Below are 19,235 nucleotides of genomic sequence, written 5' to 3'. Positions count from 1 at the left end.
TTATTTTTTGTCTTTGATTTAATGTTAATTCCTTAATTTTGATAAATCAATATTTCGTTCAGACCTTTAAGAACTAAATATTTGTCCACGAAGATAGTGTTTTTTAGTTTATTTTTAAAATAAGTAATATTACTCCCTGTTAGAAAGGTTAAAGCATTTTTTTCTTTTTCATACTCTTCTATGTATGATCTCAACTCATGTACTATTCCTTCCATTACACCACTTCGTATAGCCGTTTCTGTATTATACCCTCGTAATGGAATATCTCCTTCTTCACTTACTTGTGGTAATAATTTTATGAAATAGTGTAAAGCATTTAGTCTCATAGCAGATCCCAGTGAAATATTTCCTCCTTCATATATTCCTCTTTTATCAACAAAATCAATTGTAATTGCTGTACCAATATCTATTACCAAAAGATTATTATTGATTTTTTGATGCCAAGCTCCTACTGCTGCAGCTAGTCTATCTGTTCCTAAAGTTTTTGGTGTTTGATAATTTATCGATAATGGAAGAGGTGAGTTACTTTTAAGTTCATAAAAATGAAGTACTTTTTTATTAAGTAGAGATAATAAAGATTTACTCACTTTTCTTGTACTACATAATATACCAGCTTTGGGTAGATAATTTTCTAGAATAGAAAGCAACCATTCTTGTTTTACTTTTTTTGTTTGGAAAATTTTCACTATTGTTCTTCCATCAAATAGTCCTATTTTGAACGTTGTATTCCCTTGATCAATAATTATATTCATAATTTTAATATACCTCTACGCATTGTATAAAAATAATAAATAAGGAAGTGTTATTGTTTCGCTTAAACAATAATTTAATTTTTTAAAAATTACATGTCTAATTTTGCTTTTAAAGAATGGGAAACAATTTAGTACTGAAAAGAGTGATGTGTTTTGTCCTCTTTTTTATATATACATCAACGTTTTTTAAGTCTGAAGCTATCAAAGTAGATAGCTTACAAATAAGCTTACTTACCGTTATGCCTTATAGTAACAAGGTATATACTGTTTATGGACATACTGCTTTACGAATCTATCATCCAAAATGTGATATAGATGTTGTTTTTAATTGGGGAACTTTTGATTTTAATACTCCTCATTTTTTATATCGTTTTCTTAAAGGAGAAACTAATTATTTTCTTAGTACGATTGAATATTATCAATTTGTCCAGTATTATAGCTTATTAAAAGCTAATGTAATAGAACAGATTTTATATTTTTCTCCAAAAAGTAAAAAATACCTTTTACAAATGCTATCTATTAATTTGCAACCTGAAAATCGAATATATCGTTACAATTTTATGAAAGATAATTGTACTACTAAAGTACGAAATCTTATTGAAAAAGCTACAGGTTGTCATTTAGATACTCCTGACAGTAATTATTCGAGAACTGTTCGCCAATTGATACATTCTTGTACTTATCCCTATCTTTGGATGACCTTTGGTATTGATTTATTAATTGGAAGTGAAGCAGATAAACTTATTTGTAATCGAGAAACGCTATTTCTTCCCATGCAATTAAAAAAAGCATTAGACAATTCTATATATAATTCAGGGGCTTCGCTTGTTGTTTCATCTCGTAGAATTTTACAATCTAATTATGAGAAAAACATTTGTTCATCATTTTTGAGTTCACCAATGCAAATTGGCTGGTCGATTTTTTTCCTGTATGTAACAATAATAATTGTTACATACATAGAGTTACTGAAATGTCAAAAATCAAAAATTGCTTTTAATATATTGATAGTTATAAAAGTGTACTCTGCACTTTTGTTTCTTTTAGCTACTGTTACTGGATGTTTAATTATGTTATTTATTTTGTTTTCTCATCATCCGTGTAAATCTTCTAATTGGAATGTATTTTGGCTACATCCATTCCATTTTATTGCTTTTTTAGGATATTTTCTTGAAAAACCTTTTCATTGGATAACTGTGTATCACTGGTGCAATTTAATACTATTAATTCTATTTTTATTGGAAAAACATTGGTTGCCACAAAATTTAAATCCAGTTATAATTCCCTATGTATTTTGTTTAATATTAGCATCTTCATTTTATTTAGTTTACAAAAATTGTTGAATAGAAAAAGTTTCAACTTATTAATAAATGAATTTTAAAAATTATCTATATTGATGAAAATTATATATGATTTCTCTTTAATAGAAGAAATAACTGCTGCTACAATTGGCTTTTTTGATGGAGTACACCTTGGGCATCGATATCTTATAAAACGATTGAAAGAATACGCGATGGAAGTGAATTTAAAAACAGCTATCATCACTTTTTCAATTCATCCTTTCAAAGTATTACAAAAAGATTATCAGCCTTCCCTTCTTAGTACTTTTGAAGAAAAAGTAAGGAAATTATCCTCTACTGGAATTGATTATTGTTATATTATTGATTTCACTCGAGAATTTTCAAAAGTCACTGCACAAGATTTTGTACAACAAGTATTACACAAACAATTGCAAGTAAAAGAACTTTTAGTAGGATATGATCATAGATTTGGAAGGGGAAGAATCTATGGATATAAACAATATGTAGAATATGGAAAAAGTTGTGGAATGAAAGTAAGTCAAATAGAAAAGTTTCCCAAAAAAAGTATACATAGCAGTTCTACTTTTATTCGTCAATTACTTATGGAAGGAAAGGTAGGAAAGGCTGCTGATATGCTTTCCTATTATTATTCTTTAGAAGGTAAAGTAATACAAGGGGATCGATTGGGTAGAATTATTAATTTTCCTACTGCTAATATTTTTCTCAATGATAAAGAGAAAATCATTCCTTGTGAAGGAGTATACGCCATTCATACTTTTATCAAAGGGGAAAAGTATATTGGAATGGCTTATATCGGTAAGAGACCAACTGTTTCTACTTCTAATGAAAAAAGAATTGAAGTGAATATTTTTGATTTTGATAATGATATTTACGGAGAAAAGATTCGAATAGAATTCTTAATGTTTGTCCGTCCGGATATTCATTTTCATAGTTTACAAGAACTACAAAAACAACTAGAAAAAGACAGGGTAAAAGTAAAAAATCTGATTATTTGATAATGAAATGATTTATAATTTTACTTACATATATTCATTTCCACAATTTCTTCTAACTAACAATTAGAACAATTTCTTTTATCATTAGGCATCAATATCAGCATAAATAGCATTTTGTTCAATAAATTCTCGTCGAGGAACCACATCTTCGCCCATAAGTACAGAGAATGTACGATCTGCTTCTACTGTGTTTTCAATGGTAATTTGTCTTAATGTACGAAATACAGGATTCATTGTTGTATCCCACAATTGTTGAGCATTCATTTCTCCTAAACCTTTATACCTTTGTGTATGAATCTGTTTCTCATCTTTTCCAGCATATTTGTCTATAAATGCTTGTCGTTGTTGGTTTGTCCAACAATATTTTTCTATTTTTCCCTTCTTCAGAAAATAGAGTGGAGGCGTAGCGATATAGACATATCCTTTTTCAATCATTGGACGCATGTATCTGAAAAAAAATGTAAGAATCAATGTTGAGATATGACTTCCATCTACATCAGCATCAGTCATAATAATTACTTTGTGATATCTTAATTTTTCCATATTTAATTCTTTACTATCCTCAAAAGTTCCAATGGTGACTCCTAAAGCTATAAAAATATTTCGAATTTCTGAATTATCTAATACCTTATAAGGTATAGCTTTTTCCACATTTAATATTTTACCTCTTAATGGTAGAATTGCCTGATATTTTCGTTCACGTCCTTGCTTAGCAGTGCCCCCAGCAGAGTCTCCTTCTACTAGAAATATTTCACATTTTTCTGGATTTTTATCTGAACAGTCAACTAATTTGCCAGGTAATCCGACACCTCCAAGAGGGGACTTGCGTTGAACCATTTCCCGTGCATTACGAGCTGCATGACGTGCTTTCGCCGCTAAGATAACTTTATCTACAATAATTTTTGTTTCCTTTGGATGTTCTTCTAAATAATTATTTAATGCTTCACCTACTGCTTGATCTACTGCTCCAATTGCTTCATTATTCCCTAATTTAGTTTTAGTTTGCCCTTCAAATTGAGGTTCTTGTATTTTGACAGATATTACCGCTGTTAAACCTTCTCGAAAATCATCAGAACTTATTTCAATTTTTACTTTTTCTAACAATTTGGAATCTAAAGCATACTTTTTCAAAGTGCGAGTTAAGGCACGGCGAAATCCGGCAACGTGTGTACCATGTTCTATGGTGTTAATATTATTAACATAAGAGGAAATACTCTCATTGTAGGAAGCATTATAGGTCATCGCTATTTCTACTGGAATGCCTTGTTTCTCAGTAACAATATGAATAATATTATTTCTCCCAATTAAAGGCTCTTTGGCAGCATCAATAAATCTAACAAATTCCTTTAATCCCTCAGAAGAATAGAAAACTTCATGTTTAAAAGTATTATTGGCAAGTAAGACACGCTTATCTGTTAGTTCTAAATTTACGCTTGTATTAAGAAATGACAACTCTCGCAAACGACTTGACAAAATATCATACTTATATTCTGTAACAACGAATATAGAATCATCCGGTTTAAAAGTGATTGCAGTTCCCCTATCCCTCGTCTTTCCAACAATTTTCAATTCATTAATGGCTTTCCCAAAAGAAAATTCTTGGATATATATTTTTCCATCGCGCCGTACTTCTGCTTTTAAGTAGGCTGATAATGCATTTACACACGAAACCCCTACTCCATGTAAACCACCAGAAACTTTATAAGAATTTTTATCAAACTTACCTCCTGCATGTAAAACTGTAAGTACAACTTCTAATGCTGATTTTTTTTCTTTTTCATGAAAATCAACTGGAATACCACGTCCATCATCTTTAACTGTAATTGAATTATCCTCATTGATAGTTACTTGTATATTTTTGCAATAACCAGCCAAAGCTTCGTCAATTGAATTATCTACTACCTCGTGTACCAAATGATGTAATCCTTTTTGACTAATATCACCAATATACATTGCTGGTCTTTTTCGTACAGCTTCCAATCCTTCCAATATTTGAATATTACCAGCTTTGTATTCTTCTAAGTTTTTTTTTTCTTTTTTAATCATTTTTTTATTCAAATTTTCCAATCTTTACACCTAAATCTTAACCTTTTTAAGATTTGTAAATATACAAATAATTTAACTTACATACTTAAATAGAAAATCTCACTTAAAAAATTTTGTAATTTCATTAGTTTTGTCTTACTTCACAAGAAGGTAACTTTTAATTTTAAAAAAAATGGCTTACACTATTTCAAAAGATTGTATTGCTTGTGGTACTTGCATTAGTGAGTGTCCGGTTGAGGCTATATCTGAAGGAGACATCTATTCAATAGATGAAAATTCTTGTACTGAATGTGGTTCATGTGCAAGTGTCTGTCCTTCCGAAGCAATTACTAAAGGATGAATGTTCTATAAAGACAATTGAAGCAAGGATATCTCTTAGACAAAAGAGATATCTTTGCTTTTGCAGATGTTTGAAAATTTAATTTCTGTGAGTAATTGTAGTTGTTCACATAGTGAATAGAAAGCATACAGTCTCAAATTGTTACTTTTTTTGTGGAGGTATGTTATATATGTGGAGTTTGAGTAATTTTTTTGTAAAAATCAATATAATTTGTATTCATGATACCTTTAACAGTAGTTCACTTTGTTGTGTGGCTCGCTAAAAACTGGATAGAGTTATTAGGAGTTATCGTTACATTGATAATGTTACCTTTGTTTATAGCTAATAAATGGATAGGTTGGGTTCTCAGTATCATTAGTTCTTTTTTCTACATTTATATCAATTTTATTTCTAATTTGTATGCTTGCACAGGATTCTGTTTTTGTAATATTGTCATGTCATTTTATGGGTTATATTGTTGGAAATTCACTAAAAGTAAAAAAAGTCTTTCATTTCGTTTTATAAAAAAAGAATTAATATTGAAATTAATTTTAATTGGGGTTTTTATTTGGGTAGTGATAGAATTCTTCCTTGTTGTATTTACTGATATGCATAATTCATTAGATGCGTTGATTGCTACACTAAATGTCATTGCTGCATGGATGACTGCAAAAAAAATTATAGAATCTTGGTTTTTATGGCTGATTTCCGATGTATTGTTATTTGTTTCATTTCTTTGTAAAGAAATGTACCCAAGTGCTTTTTTATATATTGTTTTTACCATTTCTGCTATTTTTGGATATACTTTTTGGAGAAAGCAAGCAATTAAAAATTATGATAGTTCCTCTTTTTCGAAAAAACAAATGGATAGTGCTTGCTAATGGAGCTTTCCCTACACACAAAATTCCATTATCTTCTTTGAAAGGGGCAGAAAAGATAGTTTGTTGTGATGGTGCAGCACAACGTCTTGTAAAATATGGATTAAATCCAAGTTTTATTATTGGAGATATGGATAGTGTATCTGATGAAGTAAAGGAGTATTTTTTTATTAATCTTGTTGAAGATTTTTCTCAAGAAACAAATGATTTAACAAAAGCATTAGATTTTTGTTATCAGAAACAAGCGTTAGATGAAATTACAATTATAGGTGCTACTGGAGAACGAGAAGATCATACTCTAGGGAATATTGCTTTGTTAGCGAGATTTGTAAGAGATATGAAAATACAACTATTGACTGATTATGGTGTTTTTGTTTCTGTAGAAAAAACGACAACTTTTGAAAGTTACCCAAAACAACAAGTATCCATTTTTAATCTTACTCCTAACGTTCCTATTTCTTCTATTAATTTAGCTTATCCTTTAAAGAATCGAATACTGAATTATTGGTGGGAAGGAACGCTTAATGAAGCAACAGAGAATCAATTTACTGTTGAAATAAATCATCTTCAAGAAGATATGACAAAAATACTAGTATTTCGTGAATATCCTAAAGAGTAAATTTTCTTTAGTTTTATTGATTTTTTTTCTTTTTCTTTATTTGTATTTCATATGCAATTGGTGCTGCAATAAACAATGAAGAAAACGTGCCGATAATTACGCCTAATATCATTGCAAAAGAAAAACTACGGATAGATTCACCACCGAAAAAGAAAATTATTATGAGTACTAATAAAGTACTCATAGATGTATTAAAAGTTCTGTCTAAAGTAGAATTCAGCGAATTATTAAAAATTTCAAATTTATTTTTTTGAGAATATAAACGAGTATACTCTCGAACACGATCAAAAATAACTACTTTATCATTGATGGAATATCCTACTACTGTGAGTACTGCTCCTATAAAAGTTTGATCTACTTCCAAAGAAAATGGAACAAAACCCCACAGGAGGGCATACATGCCTAAAATAAATAAAATATCGAATGTAAGAGCAGCAATAGAACTAATCGAATAGGAAATATCTCTAAATCGTAACAAAATATAAAAACTAATTGCCAGCAATGATATCCCAACAGCCCAAATTGCTTTTTGTTTTAGGTTGTCAGCGATGCTTGGCCCTACCCTTTGCTGACTTTGGATATAATTGTTTGTGAATTGGTTGTGGGTGGTTCCTGAAAGTAATAAGGGGGTCAAACCTTTATACAATTTAAATTGAATAATACTATCTACAGAAAAATTATTAGATTCGATCATATAATTAGTAGAAATTCGTACTTGATTACTTGTACCAAGTGTTATTACACTTGGTATATGCTTTTCAAAATATGGGCGTAATAACTTTTGTACTCGAACAGTATTAACAGGTTGTTCAAATTTAATGACGTAGTTACGCCCCCCTGTATAATCAATTCCTTGATTTAGACCTCTGAATAAAAATATAACAGTAGAAACAACAACGATAACTGATAGAAAAATATATAGTAACCTTAATTTTTTCAGAAAATTAAAATTTGGACTTACAAGGAAGTTCTTAGACAGTTTAGTTATAAATGTAAGATTTTGCAATTTACCCTTCAATAAAAGAGTTTCATAGGCTAAATGAGTTATAAAAATTGTTGTAAAAAATGAAATCCCAATACCTATAATTAATGTAAAAGCAAAACCACGAATAGGTCCCGTACCAAATGCTAAAAGAATGATACCAGTGATAAGAGAAGTAAGGTTAGCGTCAAAAATAGCAGAAAAAGCTTTTCCATATCCTTCTTCTATTGCTTTCTTTAATACTTTGCCTCCACGTATCTCTTCTTTGATACGTTCGTAGATTAAAACATTTGCATCTACCGCTATAGCAAGTGATAATACAATGCCAGCAATTCCAGAAAGAGTTAATACAACATGAAAAGAAGCCATAACTCCTAAAGAGAAAAAAAGATTGAGTATTAATGCACTACTAGCAATTAATCCTGGGAGCCAATTATACATAAATATCAAATAAAGTACCAAAATAACTAAAGCAATGATAAATGAAATAATTCCCTGATTAATAGCTTGTTTCCCTAATGAGGGTCCAATAATCTCTTCTTGAATTATATTAGCACGAGTAGACATTCTACCAGATTTCAATACATTTACCAAATCTTTGGCTTGTTCAGAAGTGAAATCCCCTGTGATTCGAGAAGAGCCATCGGTAATTTCATTACTAACTGTTGGAAATGAATAAACAGCATCATCCAAGGTTATTGCTATTGCTTTGCCAAGGTTATCTTTTGTTAGTCTTGCCCACACTTTGGCTGCTTCACTTTTCATAGTCATACTTACCTCGGCATAATGGGAATTTTGTCCAAAATGATCACTAGCATCTTGAATGATATCTCCACCTAATATAGGTTTGGGTTTGTTATCAATATAATTGACTTTTAATGCAATCAGATCATACAAATCATTTTTTTTTGATAAAGGTTTCACACTCCATTTTAAACTAATACAATTAGCATCTAGCAAAGTTTTTACTTTAGAATTTTCTAAATAAGCATCAATTTTTAGCTTTTCATTCTTTTTTACAGAAGCAACAACACACATTTGACTTGGTTTACTTGGACTTAACCTCAATAATTCAAATAAAGGATATTGCGAATCTTTAACAACATTTTCGTCTTTTACATACATCTCTTTTAATTGTGGTGAAATTTCTTTAGTAATTGAATTCTTTATTGTTCTATTAGTAGAATTAGAATGTTGATTTGCAAGTTGTATGGAATCTCTTATAATATTATTAGCAAGAATCAAAGTTTGATGAATTTCTGATTCTGAATAAGTTTCCCAAAATTCAAGATTAGCAGTTCCTTGCAATAATTCACGTACACGGCCTGGATCTTTTACTCCTGGGAGTTCTATGGAGATAAATCCCTCTTTGTCTAGTCTTTGAATATTTGGAGCTGCTATACCAAATTTATCGATACGGTTACGCAAAATATTAAATGAATTGTCATAAGCATTTTTTAATTCAGTTCGTAAGACAGCTATAATTTCCTCATTTGTACTTTGTGCACAAATTTTTTCTTTCAATTCATATGTGCTAAAAATTGCAGATAGTTTTGCCTTTGGATCCAATTCCTTATATGCAAGAGCAAAGGCAGATATAAAATTGTTTTGCCCTCTACTTTGTAACTTAGTAGCTTTATTGAGAGCTTGGTTAAAAACAGGATCTGGATTATTATTGGAAAGAGATTTTAAGATATCAGATGCTGCTATTTCCATAATCACATTCATACCTCCTTTTAAATCAAGTCCCAAATTTATTTCCATAGATCGGCATTTTTCTAAGGAATACCCTAACCAAATTTTCTCTTTAGATAAAGAATCAAGGTATTGATTTTCTAAATCTGGTCTTCCACCGGAATATTCTTTTGCTTGTTTATAATATTTGTTTGTTACAAATGTAAATGACAAATAAAATAAACTTATCAAAGTAAGTGAAACGGAAAGAAATTTAATAAATCCTTTGTTTTGCATTTATATTTAAATAGTCAAATAGTTTTATTTACAATGTCACCAACGAAGTCGTAAAAGTCAAGAGTATACGTTAGAATTTTTAGCTTATAATAAGCTTTAATTTCGTAGTTTCAACTTTGAAGGTGGAAAAACGACACACTATATCGTCAATTGATTGTAGAGCTCACCTGGACAGCCCACCAAGAACTCAATTATATTTTCCATTAATTTGGCATTGACCACTGATATAACAATGTTTCAGTTTTTTCTCGACTATATAGTCCAAAATGAAATCATGCATTACTTTGTTTTCTAGTATTCTGAATTTATAAACTTTCAATATTCATGGAAACATTGTTCTGTAGAAAGGAAACATCATAATATCTGCAAAATGACTTGAACGAGTTGTACTTTAAAGGGATTTTAACTAAATACTATAGACTAGTGTCACGCCCTATTACCTTATGTTAAAGGATTACAGTAACCGATAACGAAAGTATCCTCTATCTTGAACTTCTACCAGCTCATGTACAGTACCAAAATATTCTAAAAAACAGTAAAGCTTTTTCCATATTACTTCTTCTTTTTTGACATATTCTGCATTTGATCCATTTTAAGTGAATATTTAATTAGGTTAGTCTCTCATTAAATCTAGTATTGTAAGTATTCTGACACGACAACAACCTTTTGAAAAAGGATTTTCACATTTAAAAAATTAGAAAACTAAACAATATATATTTTCGAGTTAAGTAGAGGTTCCTGGCGGATTTGAACCGCCGTAGACGGTTTTGCAGACCGGCGCCTAACCACTCGGCCAAGGAACCACAGCTCTGCTCCATTAAATACGAAGTAAGTATTTTTATCCTATTTAACCAAATATTTATAGTCATCTATCTGAAATATTGACTTTTTTATTCCAGATAATATACATTATAATAGGTGCTCCAAGCAAAGGGGTAACTGCATTTAAAGGGAGTAAGTTGTTGATGAATGGAACAATAGTCATTAAATTGCATAAGAGAGCCGTAGCAGAACCTAAAAGAATTGTTGTAGGAAGTAATAATTGCAAATTGGATTCTCTTAAAATTATTCGAGCAATATGAGGAACAACTAGCCCTATAAAATTAATTGGACCGCAAAAGGAAGTTACTACGGCAATTAAAAAACCTGTAACAAGAAGAATTAAAACACGTATTTTTTTTATATTAACTCCCAAATTAATAGCGTAATATTCACCCAATAATAGCGAATTTAATGATTTTATTAAAAAAATAGTAGTAGATAAACCAATTAAAATACTTACACTAAAAAAGGGTAACTCGCTAATAGAAATATCTGAAAAACTTCCTAATTCCCAAAATACATACGAACGAATGCTCTCTGAATAGGAAAATGAATTTAATATAGAAATTCCAGAAGAAGTCAAGTAACTAACCATTATTCCAATGATTATAATCATACTATTGTTTTTGACTTTAACCGAGAAATATAAAATGAGTATCAACGTTCCCAAAGCACCTATAAGAGCAGCTAAAACCGTAGATAAGTCAAATTTTAAAGAAAAGTTTAGACTATTTTTGAAATACAGCAAGACTACGGCAACTCCTAGATTGGCTCCATTACTTATACCTAAAATATCAGGACTTACTAATGAATTTCGAAATAGGGTTTGAAGTATTAGTCCTACAACGGATAGTGCTGAACCGGCTAATAAGGCTGTTATTGCCTGAGGCAAACGTGATTGTAAAACTATATTTTCCCATATAGAATATTCTACTTTTTTTCTTAAAAAAACATCTATTACTCCTGAAACAGGAATGGAGACTGAACCGTAAAAAAGATTACAACAGAATAAAATTATTATTAAAATGATGATTATAGGTAGATAGACATGTCTATTTGTATGATAATACATTACCTTAATCGGTTCAAAGAACGAATTAATTTTTCATCTTTTTTGATTGCTCGAATAGCAAATATATCCATTAATATAGCGATCAAAAGAAGTATAGATATCCACCATAGACTATACAATAAGAGAGTAGCAAAGGAAATAAGTAAAAGAATGAAACTAGAACTACAGATACCTATCTGTAATAGCCTGTTTTTGTAAAGAAAAATAGTAACAATGGATGCTATTATTATTAATCCATTCTCAATAAGTAGTATTCTAAATACTTCAAGTCGAGTTCTCATAATAGATGTTACTATAATTAAAAGAATAACAATTAGAAGAAGCCAGACTGTTTGAATTCGTTGTATCATTTATTCTTCCATTGTGTTTTCTATTTCAACATCGTGATAATAGAATTTATCTTCTAAAAATTCTTGAGTAGCAAGTAATGTAGGTTTTGGGCGGCGTTCAAAAAAACGAGAAATTTCTATTCGTTCCTTATTCTCAAATACTTCTAATGAAGTATCAAAATAAGAAGAAAATTCTTGTAATTTTTCCTCTAAATCTTTCTTAAAATCAAGAGTAATTTGATTAGCTCGTTTACCAATAACTCGGATACTTTTATAAATATTTCCTGTCTTTTCTGAAAGTATCCTCATATCACGAGTAATTGTATTTTTTAGTGCCGATGCTTTTTTTTGAGTCATAAATCTAGTGTTTAAATATACTGTTTTATTTTTTCTACATACATATAACCATAATATAATTTTGACTTCTGAAGGATTCGGGGTTTTTTAATAAAAGTATTAATTGAATTAATTTGTGATTAAACTTTTTTAGTTATACTCGCATAGTTGTTGTATGATTTTTGAATTTCCTTCAGATGTTTACCTGAAGGAAATTCGTTAATGTAAGAATTATATTCATTAGTCACATCACGATATAGAGATTTTTTTCCTTCTTTTATATTTTGTAGTGCCATTTCATACTTAGCTATAAAAATATAGTACATAAAATCTTCTCTGTATTTTGAAAAAGGATAAGATTGTAAAGCATTTTGAGCAGTAATGAAGCAGGAGAGATAATTTCCACCAGGAAAGGGATACGGATTATAGTTTCCTAAACTATAATACAGACGTGTTGCTATTAGCTCTTTGAGAGCTAATTTCTCTTGTAATTCGGATAATAAAACGTGCCGTATTATTTCCTTTTTTTCGCTTTGTGGATAATATTTTAAAAAATCCTGAAATTGTTGTATAGCTTTATAAGTATCTGACTGATCAAGATGAACATCAGGAGATTTTAAATATAAACTATACGCTGAGTAAAAACGAGCGGATTCGGCTCGTTCCCCTTTTGGAAAGGAGGTGTAATAACTCTTAAAGTATTCTGAAGCAGATGCATAATTTTTTTGTATATAATAAGATAGAGCTAATAGGTATAAAGACTCCTTCATATACACTGTACCTCTCATTAGAGGGATTATTTTTTCGAATAAAACAATGGTTTGGGTATATTTTTTCTCATCGAAGTATCTTTTTCCATCTTCATACATTTTTTTGTTTTCGCTGTAAAGTAAAATATCAGTACTCTTTAAAATTTTGTTGTATTCCCCACAAGAAGAAAATAACATTATGAGAAAAAAAGGAAAACGTGTTAATTTTGAGTTCATATTCACTACACTACAACCTACAAAAGTAGTCAATATTTTTTAAATTTGAAAAAATCTTAATAATTATAAACATCTGCCATTTTAAGTAATATCTCTGGGATGGCATATTATTTGCGGAATCACTGTAGTAGGTCTTGAAAAATATTTAACTTTTATGAAAAGATTTTTTTTAAAAAAAGAAGAAGAAAAGAGAGAACATATGATAGTTATAAAAAGGCAATCATTGCCTCAAATGGGGGCTATGTTTGAAGAAGAAGATGATGAAGATGATGATGATGACTGTCCTTCAAATATAAGAAAGAAGACTTCTAAAGGAAACAGTACGACTAATGACACTAATGATACTCCAGTAATTGATAGTTTCGGTACAGATTTAACTAAAGCGTCTGAAGAAGGGTGTTTGGACATTATTATCGGAAGAGAAGTTGAGATTGAACGATTGTCTCAAATTTTAAGCCGTAAGAAGAAAAATAATCCAGTACTTATTGGTGAACCTGGTGTTGGAAAATCTGCAATTGTGGATGGATTGGCTTCTCGTATTATACAACGGAGAGTGTCGCGTGTATTATTTAATAAACGAATAATTAATCTAGATATGACTGCTGTGGTAGCAGGAACTAAATATCGTGGGCAGTTTGAAGAAAGGATAAAAGCCATACTAAATGAACTTTCAAAAAATCCGAATATTATTTTATTTATTGACGAAATTCATACAATTATTGGCACTGGTAGTGTAGCTGGAACAATGGATGCTGCTAATATTTTAAAACCTGCTTTGGCAAAAGGTGAGATTCAATGTATTGGAGCGACTACATTAAGCGAATATCGTAACATAGAGAAAGATGGAGCTTTGGAGAGACGTTTTCAAAAAATAATAGTGGAGCCAACAACAGCAGAAGAAACACGTCAAATATTAGAAAATATTAAGCAACAGTATGAAGATCATCATAATGTAATCTATACCAATGAGGCTTTAGATATGTGTGTGAGATTAACTGAACGTTATATTAATGATCGTAATTTTCCAGATAAAGCTATTGATGCTATGGATGAGGCAGGAGCGAAAATACATATTTCTAATATCGTGGTTCCGAAAAATATAGAAGAACTGGAAAAATGTATAGAAGTAATTAAAGGACGTAAATTACAGGCAGTAAAATCTCAAAATTTTGAAGTGGCTGCTGGGTTTCGTGATGAAGAAAGGCGTTTATCTCTTGAATTAGAAACTATTAAGTCGCGTTGGGAAGCAGAATTACAGGTAAATCGTCAAATAGTAAATGGAGAAACAGTGGAGAGAGTAGTTGCTATGATGACTGGAATTCCAGTACAACGCATTGAAAAAACAGAAAATCAAAAATTGGCAGAAATGGAGTCTATTCTTAAGTCCGTTGTCATTGGTCAAGACGAAGCTGTTCAAAAAATAGTAAAGGCCATTCAACGTAATCGTATAGGATTGAAAGACCCAAATAAACCTATTGGTAGTTTTATGTTTCTTGGTCCGACTGGTGTAGGGAAAACGTATTTGTCAAAAAAACTTGCGGAGTATTTATTTGGTTCAGCAGATTCTTTGATTCGTGTTGATATGTCGGAGTTTAAAGAAAAGTTTACAGTTTCTCGCTTAGTCGGAGCACCTCCAGGTTATGTTGGATATGAAGAAGGTGGGCAATTGACGGAAAAAGTACGACGTAGGCCTTATTCTGTTATTCTTTTGGATGAAATAGAAAAAGCACATACTGATGTTTTTAATTTGTTGCTGCAAGTAATGGACGAAGGTCGTTTAACTGATAGTTTGGGAAGGCATATTGATTTTAAAAACGCCGTTTTAATAATGACTTCCAATGTAGGAAGTCGACAGTTAAAAGATTTTGGACGTGGTATTGGGTTTGCAATTGAAACGAAAATTGGAGATAAAAAATATTCACAAAGTGTGATTCGTAAGGCTTTGAATAAAACATTTTCTCCTGAATTTCTGAATCGTGTGGATGATGTTATATTATTTGATTCTTTAGATGAAAGAGATATTTGTCAAATTGTTGAACTTGAATTGAAAGACTTTTATGAACGAGTGGAGATATTAAAATATAAATTAAGTATAACTGATAAGGTTAAGGAATTTATTGCTTTGCAGGCATATGATGTACAGTTTGGTGCGAGACCTTTGAAGCGAGTAATTCAGCAGTATTTGGAAGATGAATTGGCAGATATAATAATCAAATCTTCTATAAAAGAGGGAGATACTATTATTGTTGATTTTAATGAAGAGGATAAGAAAATAAAAATGGATATAACTAAAATTTAAAGATTTATGAGTGTACAAAAACAAACTGGTCATATTGGTGTGACTACCGAAAATATTTTTCCGATCATAAAAAAATTTCTTTATAGTGATCATGAAATATTTCTGCGTGAATTAGTTTCCAATGCTGTAGATGCGACTCAAAAATTAAAAACATTAGCCTCTGTTGAAGAATTTAAAGAAGATTTAGGGAACTTGAATATCTGTATTAGTATAGACGAAGCGCAAAAAACATTAACTATTTCTGATAGAGGGATTGGTTTAACTATAGAGGAAATAGAAAGATATATTAATCAAATTGCTTTTTCTGGTGCCAGTGATTTTGTAAATAAATATAAAGATAATGTTAATTCGATTATTGGGCATTTTGGGTTAGGATTTTATTCAGCATTTATGGTTTCAGAAAAAGTAGAAATTATTACTAAATCATGGAAAGAAGGTATTTCAGCAGTAAAATGGGAGTGTGATGGTTCACCAGAATATACTTTAACTGAAGTTCAAAGAGAAACACGTGGAACTGATATCATTCTTCATATAGGTGAAGAATGTAAAGAATTCCTTGAAAAACATAAAATTGAATCGTTATTGAAAAAATATTGCCATTTTTTGCCTATTCCCATTGTATTTGGGAAAAAAACGGAATGGAAAGATGGGAAATCAATAGAATTGGAGGAAGATAATATTATTAATGATACTAATCCTTTGTGGGTTTGTAAGCCATCGGAACTAAAAGATGAGGATTATATTAAATTTTACCAAGTACTTTATCCATTTGGTGAAGCTCCACTTTTTTGGATTCACTTAAATGTAGATTATCCATTTAACTTGACAGGGATATTGTATTTTCCTAAAATAAGGAATGGAATAGATTTGCAAAAAAATAAAATTCAATTATACTGCAATCAAGTATATGTGACAGATTCAGTGGAGGGTATTGTTCCTGAATTTTTAACTTTATTACATGGAATAATTGATTCTCCAGATATTCCTTTGAATGTATCTCGTTCTTATTTACAATTGGATAGCAATGTAAAAAAAATTTCTACTTACATTACAAAAAAAGTTGCTGACCGCTTGGATGATATTTTTAAAAATAATCGTTCTCAATTTGATGAGAAATGGAGTAGTTTAAAAATTTTTATCCATTATGGTATGATTACAGATGAAAAATTTTGTGAACGGGCGATGAAATTTGTTTTGCTGAGAAATACAGACGAAAAAAAGTTCACTTTGGATGAATATAAAACATTAATAGAAACTAATCAAACAGATAAAGACAAGACTACTATTTATCTTTATACAACTAATCAACAAGAACAATATACTTATGTTGATGCAGCTAAAGAAAAAGGTTATGATGTACTGATAATGGATGGACAATTAGATAACCATTTTATGAACACATTGGAGCAGAAGTTAGAAAAAACTCGCTTTGTTCGAGTTGATGCTGATGTGATTGACAATTTAATTAAAAAAAATGAAAATAAGGAAGTCAAGTTGACAGAGGAAGAACGTAATGTGTTGGTAGAAATATTTAAATCTGTAATACCTTCAATAGAAAAAGTTGATTTCGTTGTAGGATTTGAGCATTTAGGTGAAAAAACGAACCCTGTAATAATCACTCAAAATGAATTTACACGGCGTATGAAGGAAATGTCTGGGATGCAATCAGGAATGAATTTTTATGGTGATCTACCTATTTCTTATACTATGACTGTTAATTTGGATGATCCATTGGTAAAGAAGATAGAATCTAATAAAGAAAGCACTAAAAGTATTGTTGAACAATTGGTAGAATTGGCTTTGTTGTCTAACGGATTGTTGAAAGGAAAAGCATTGAATAAGTTTATCAAACGTAATATTGAACTTATTTCGAGATAAAGTATTGGATTAGTGAATAGAAGATTGGTTTATTATTTTTGATTGAAATGTTCAGAGCATAACAATAAAACAATTATTTCTTAGATTTATTTTTTCGAAAAAAGCGTTTTTTTATATAAGATTAAAATATCATGCCTCTAAATCTTCCCAGCCATTTTCCTGCAATAGAAATTCTTAAACGAGAAGGTATTTTTGTAATGGATGATTTAAGAGCATCTATGCAGGATATTCGTCCGTTAAAAATTGCCATCTTAAATTTAATGCCTATTAAAATTGCAACAGAAACTGATTTTGTCCGCCTACTTTCAGATAATCCATTGCAAGTAAATATTGCTTTTGTTAAGATGAAAGAACATCAAAGTAAAAATACTCCCTTGGAACATTTGACTGCTTTCTATAAAAATTTTGAAGATATCTGTGAAGAAAATTATGATGGGATGATTATTACTGGTGCTCCGCTCGAATTGATGAACTTTGAAAAGGTTACTTATTGGAATGAATTGCAGAAGATATTTGATTGGGCATATAAGCATGTCACCTCTACGTTGTATATTTGTTGGGCAGCACAGGCTGGACTCTATCATTTTTATGGAATTCCAAAATATCCACTGAATAAAAAAATGTTAGGTGTATTTAAACATACTATTAATAGTATGAATATTCCTCTTTTTCGTGGGTTTGATACTAATTTTTTTGTTCCACATAGCCGTTATACAGAGATACGCAGAGAAGATATACTTAAAGTTCCTAAGTTGAAATTGCTTGTGGAATCGAAAGAATCTGGAGTACATATTGTTTCAGCTCGTTGTGGTCGTGAAATATTTATGACAGGTCATGCAGAATATGCACCAAATACATTACATGATGAATATCAGCGGGATTTAAAAAAAGGAATTCAAATTGAAATACCGAAAAACTATTATGAGGACAATGATCCAACTAAAAATATTTTGGTTAGTTGGGTAGCACATGCTAATTTACTTTTTAAAAATTGGTTGAACTACTATGTATACCAATCAACTCCTTATAATCAAAAAGAGATAGAATTTTTAGAAAATTTAAATGTGAAAGAATAAGTTATCTAGTAATTAGTTGTGAACATTTATTAATTGCATAAGATATACATCTGTAAATCCTTTGGTTTTTTTTATCCACGATTTTAATAATCCTGCTTTTTTGTATCCACTTTTTCGAAATAATCCATAGCTTGGAATATTGGATTTAAGAATATAGGCATATAGTTGTTTCAATAGTAAAAGACGAAAAGCGTATTCTTGTATCAATTGTAAGGATTCGTATCCGAATCCTTTTCTTCTGTATTTGGTATCTAAAATGATACCTATTCCAGCACGAAGGTTCATTGGGTCAAGATCATATAAATCGATTGTACCGATAGGCTTATCGGATATATACTCTACAATCATTAATCGTAATTGTCGAGACTGGTAAATATCCTGTGAGTTAGTATTTGAAAGATATTTTCGTAGGGAAAATCGAGAAAAAGGCACTTGTAGACAACCATAATGCCAAATATCGGTATTATTTTCCCATTCGTAAAGTATATTTAAGTCTTCTATTTCTAATGCCCGAAGAAAAATATTGTCGTTTCTAAGTAAAGTCATAAGAATTGAA

The 19,235-nt window shown here is 30.3% G+C and carries 16 protein-coding genes and 1 tRNA gene; 8 read left to right on the top strand and 9 right to left on the bottom strand.

What is annotated here, in order from left to right:
* Nucleotides 1-32: 32 nt before the first annotated feature.
* Entirely contained in the window at nt 33-752 is a 720-nt protein-coding gene (locus ACZ5QM_RS01605; RefSeq protein WP_464183188.1) for a type III pantothenate kinase, read from the bottom strand.
* A 116-nt stretch (nt 753-868) separates the two neighbouring features.
* Here ACZ5QM_RS01605 and ACZ5QM_RS01600 point away from each other — a divergent pair, with 116 nt between their 5' ends.
* Nucleotides 869-2,092, top strand: coding sequence for a lipoprotein N-acyltransferase Lnb domain-containing protein (locus ACZ5QM_RS01600; RefSeq protein ID WP_464183187.1), 1,224 nt, complete (start codon nt 869-871; stop codon nt 2,090-2,092).
* Nucleotides 2,093-2,145: 53 nt separating this feature from the next.
* On the top strand, nt 2,146-3,066 hold the full coding sequence (gene ribF, locus ACZ5QM_RS01595; RefSeq protein WP_464183186.1) for a riboflavin biosynthesis protein RibF: 921 nt from the start codon (nt 2,146-2,148) through the stop codon (nt 3,064-3,066).
* 84 nt (nt 3,067-3,150) lie between these two features.
* On the opposite strand, the gene gyrB is transcribed toward ribF, so the two are convergent.
* Nucleotides 3,151-5,112: a DNA topoisomerase (ATP-hydrolyzing) subunit B gene (gene gyrB / locus ACZ5QM_RS01590; RefSeq protein ID WP_464183185.1), complete on the bottom strand. Its 1,962-nt coding sequence runs from the start codon at nt 5,110-5,112 to the stop codon at nt 3,151-3,153.
* 172 nt (nt 5,113-5,284) lie between these two features.
* On the opposite strand from gyrB, the gene ACZ5QM_RS01585 reads away from it, so the two are divergent.
* The 3 genes from ACZ5QM_RS01585 (at nt 5,285) to ACZ5QM_RS01575 (ending at nt 6,928) form a co-directional block, all read left to right on the top strand.
* On the top strand, nt 5,285-5,452 hold the full coding sequence (locus ACZ5QM_RS01585; protein WP_464183184.1) for a DUF362 domain-containing protein: 168 nt from the start codon (nt 5,285-5,287) through the stop codon (nt 5,450-5,452).
* 218 nt (nt 5,453-5,670) lie between these two features.
* Nucleotides 5,671-6,312: a nicotinamide riboside transporter PnuC gene (gene pnuC / locus ACZ5QM_RS01580; protein ID WP_464183183.1), complete on the top strand. Its 642-nt coding sequence runs from the start codon at nt 5,671-5,673 to the stop codon at nt 6,310-6,312.
* Nucleotides 6,266-6,928 carry a thiamine diphosphokinase gene (locus ACZ5QM_RS01575; RefSeq protein ID WP_464183181.1) on the top strand — a complete coding sequence of 221 codons (663 nt, stop codon included), beginning with the start codon at nt 6,266-6,268 and terminating at the stop codon, nt 6,926-6,928. The genes pnuC and ACZ5QM_RS01575 overlap by 47 nt, the downstream gene beginning before the upstream one ends.
* A gap of 13 nt (nt 6,929-6,941) precedes the next feature.
* Here the strand turns inward: ACZ5QM_RS01575 and secDF are convergent, their stop codons facing one another.
* From secDF to ACZ5QM_RS01545, 6 genes are all read right to left on the bottom strand, one after another.
* Nucleotides 6,942-9,881: a protein translocase subunit SecDF gene (gene secDF, locus ACZ5QM_RS01570; protein WP_464183179.1), complete on the bottom strand. Its 2,940-nt coding sequence runs from the start codon at nt 9,879-9,881 to the stop codon at nt 6,942-6,944.
* 732 nt (nt 9,882-10,613) lie between these two features.
* Nucleotides 10,614-10,684 (bottom strand) — tRNA-Cys (locus ACZ5QM_RS01565).
* Between the two features lie 62 nt (nt 10,685-10,746).
* On the bottom strand, nt 10,747-11,775 hold the full coding sequence (locus ACZ5QM_RS01560; RefSeq protein ID WP_464183177.1) for a FecCD family ABC transporter permease: 1,029 nt from the start codon (nt 11,773-11,775) through the stop codon (nt 10,747-10,749).
* Nucleotides 11,775-12,125 (bottom strand): DUF4293 family protein, encoded by a 351-nt coding sequence (locus tag ACZ5QM_RS01555; RefSeq protein ID WP_464183175.1) that lies wholly within the window; start codon nt 12,123-12,125, stop codon nt 11,775-11,777. Before ACZ5QM_RS01555 ends, ACZ5QM_RS01560 begins: the two co-directional genes overlap by 1 nt.
* Complete coding sequence (locus ACZ5QM_RS01550) at nt 12,126-12,461, bottom strand: DNA-directed RNA polymerase subunit omega (protein ID WP_464183173.1); 336 nt, start codon at nt 12,459-12,461, stop codon at nt 12,126-12,128. It lies immediately after the preceding gene.
* Between the two features lie 119 nt (nt 12,462-12,580).
* Entirely contained in the window at nt 12,581-13,426 is an 846-nt protein-coding gene (locus ACZ5QM_RS01545) for an outer membrane protein assembly factor BamD (RefSeq protein WP_464183310.1), read from the bottom strand.
* A gap of 154 nt (nt 13,427-13,580) precedes the next feature.
* Between ACZ5QM_RS01545 and ACZ5QM_RS01540 the strand changes: the two genes are divergently transcribed.
* From ACZ5QM_RS01540 to metA, 3 genes are all read left to right on the top strand, one after another.
* On the top strand, nt 13,581-15,725 hold the full coding sequence (locus tag ACZ5QM_RS01540) for an ATP-dependent Clp protease ATP-binding subunit (protein WP_464183171.1): 2,145 nt from the start codon (nt 13,581-13,583) through the stop codon (nt 15,723-15,725).
* 6 nt (nt 15,726-15,731) lie between these two features.
* Nucleotides 15,732-17,603: a molecular chaperone HtpG gene (gene htpG / locus ACZ5QM_RS01535; RefSeq protein WP_464183169.1), complete on the top strand. Its 1,872-nt coding sequence runs from the start codon at nt 15,732-15,734 to the stop codon at nt 17,601-17,603.
* Nucleotides 17,604-17,734: 131 nt separating this feature from the next.
* Entirely contained in the window at nt 17,735-18,679 is a 945-nt protein-coding gene (metA, locus tag ACZ5QM_RS01530) for a homoserine O-acetyltransferase MetA (protein WP_464183167.1), read from the top strand.
* Nucleotides 18,680-18,691: 12 nt separating this feature from the next.
* Here the strand turns inward: metA and ACZ5QM_RS01525 are convergent, their stop codons facing one another.
* The gene (locus ACZ5QM_RS01525; protein ID WP_464183166.1) at nt 18,692-19,225 is read right to left on the bottom strand and encodes a GNAT family N-acetyltransferase; all 534 of its coding nucleotides are present in this window, start codon (nt 19,223-19,225) and stop codon (nt 18,692-18,694) included.
* Between the last annotated feature and the right edge of the window lie 10 nt (nt 19,226-19,235).

The organism is Azobacteroides sp. (SeqCode) (assembly GCF_055395615.1).
This window is presented reverse-complemented; position numbering and strand designations above follow the sequence as displayed.

Excerpts from the sequence above, each read along its gene's own strand:
- ACZ5QM_RS01605 (WP_464183188.1), bottom strand. The coding sequence starts at position 752 with ATGAATATAATTATTGATCAAGGGAATACAACGTTCAAAATAGGACTA.
- ACZ5QM_RS01600 (WP_464183187.1), top strand. The coding sequence starts at position 869 with ATGGGAAACAATTTAGTACTGAAAAGAGTGATGTGTTTTGTCCTCTTT.
- ribF (WP_464183186.1), top strand. The coding sequence starts at position 2,146 with ATGAAAATTATATATGATTTCTCTTTAATAGAAGAAATAACTGCTGCT.
- gyrB (WP_464183185.1), bottom strand. The coding sequence starts at position 5,112 with ATGATTAAAAAAGAAAAAAAAAACTTAGAAGAATACAAAGCTGGTAAT.
- ACZ5QM_RS01585 (WP_464183184.1), top strand. The coding sequence starts at position 5,285 with ATGGCTTACACTATTTCAAAAGATTGTATTGCTTGTGGTACTTGCATT.
- pnuC (WP_464183183.1), top strand. The coding sequence starts at position 5,671 with ATGATACCTTTAACAGTAGTTCACTTTGTTGTGTGGCTCGCTAAAAAC.
- ACZ5QM_RS01575 (WP_464183181.1), top strand. The coding sequence starts at position 6,266 with ATGATAGTTCCTCTTTTTCGAAAAAACAAATGGATAGTGCTTGCTAAT.
- secDF (WP_464183179.1), bottom strand. The coding sequence starts at position 9,881 with ATGCAAAACAAAGGATTTATTAAATTTCTTTCCGTTTCACTTACTTTG.
- ACZ5QM_RS01560 (WP_464183177.1), bottom strand. The coding sequence starts at position 11,775 with ATGTATTATCATACAAATAGACATGTCTATCTACCTATAATCATCATT.
- ACZ5QM_RS01555 (WP_464183175.1), bottom strand. The coding sequence starts at position 12,125 with ATGATACAACGAATTCAAACAGTCTGGCTTCTTCTAATTGTTATTCTT.
- ACZ5QM_RS01550 (WP_464183173.1), bottom strand. The coding sequence starts at position 12,461 with ATGACTCAAAAAAAAGCATCGGCACTAAAAAATACAATTACTCGTGAT.
- ACZ5QM_RS01545 (WP_464183310.1), bottom strand. The coding sequence starts at position 13,426 with ATGAACTCAAAATTAACACGTTTTCCTTTTTTTCTCATAATGTTATTT.
- ACZ5QM_RS01540 (WP_464183171.1), top strand. The coding sequence starts at position 13,581 with ATGAAAAGATTTTTTTTAAAAAAAGAAGAAGAAAAGAGAGAACATATG.
- htpG (WP_464183169.1), top strand. The coding sequence starts at position 15,732 with ATGAGTGTACAAAAACAAACTGGTCATATTGGTGTGACTACCGAAAAT.
- metA (WP_464183167.1), top strand. The coding sequence starts at position 17,735 with ATGCCTCTAAATCTTCCCAGCCATTTTCCTGCAATAGAAATTCTTAAA.
- ACZ5QM_RS01525 (WP_464183166.1), bottom strand. The coding sequence starts at position 19,225 with ATGACTTTACTTAGAAACGACAATATTTTTCTTCGGGCATTAGAAATA.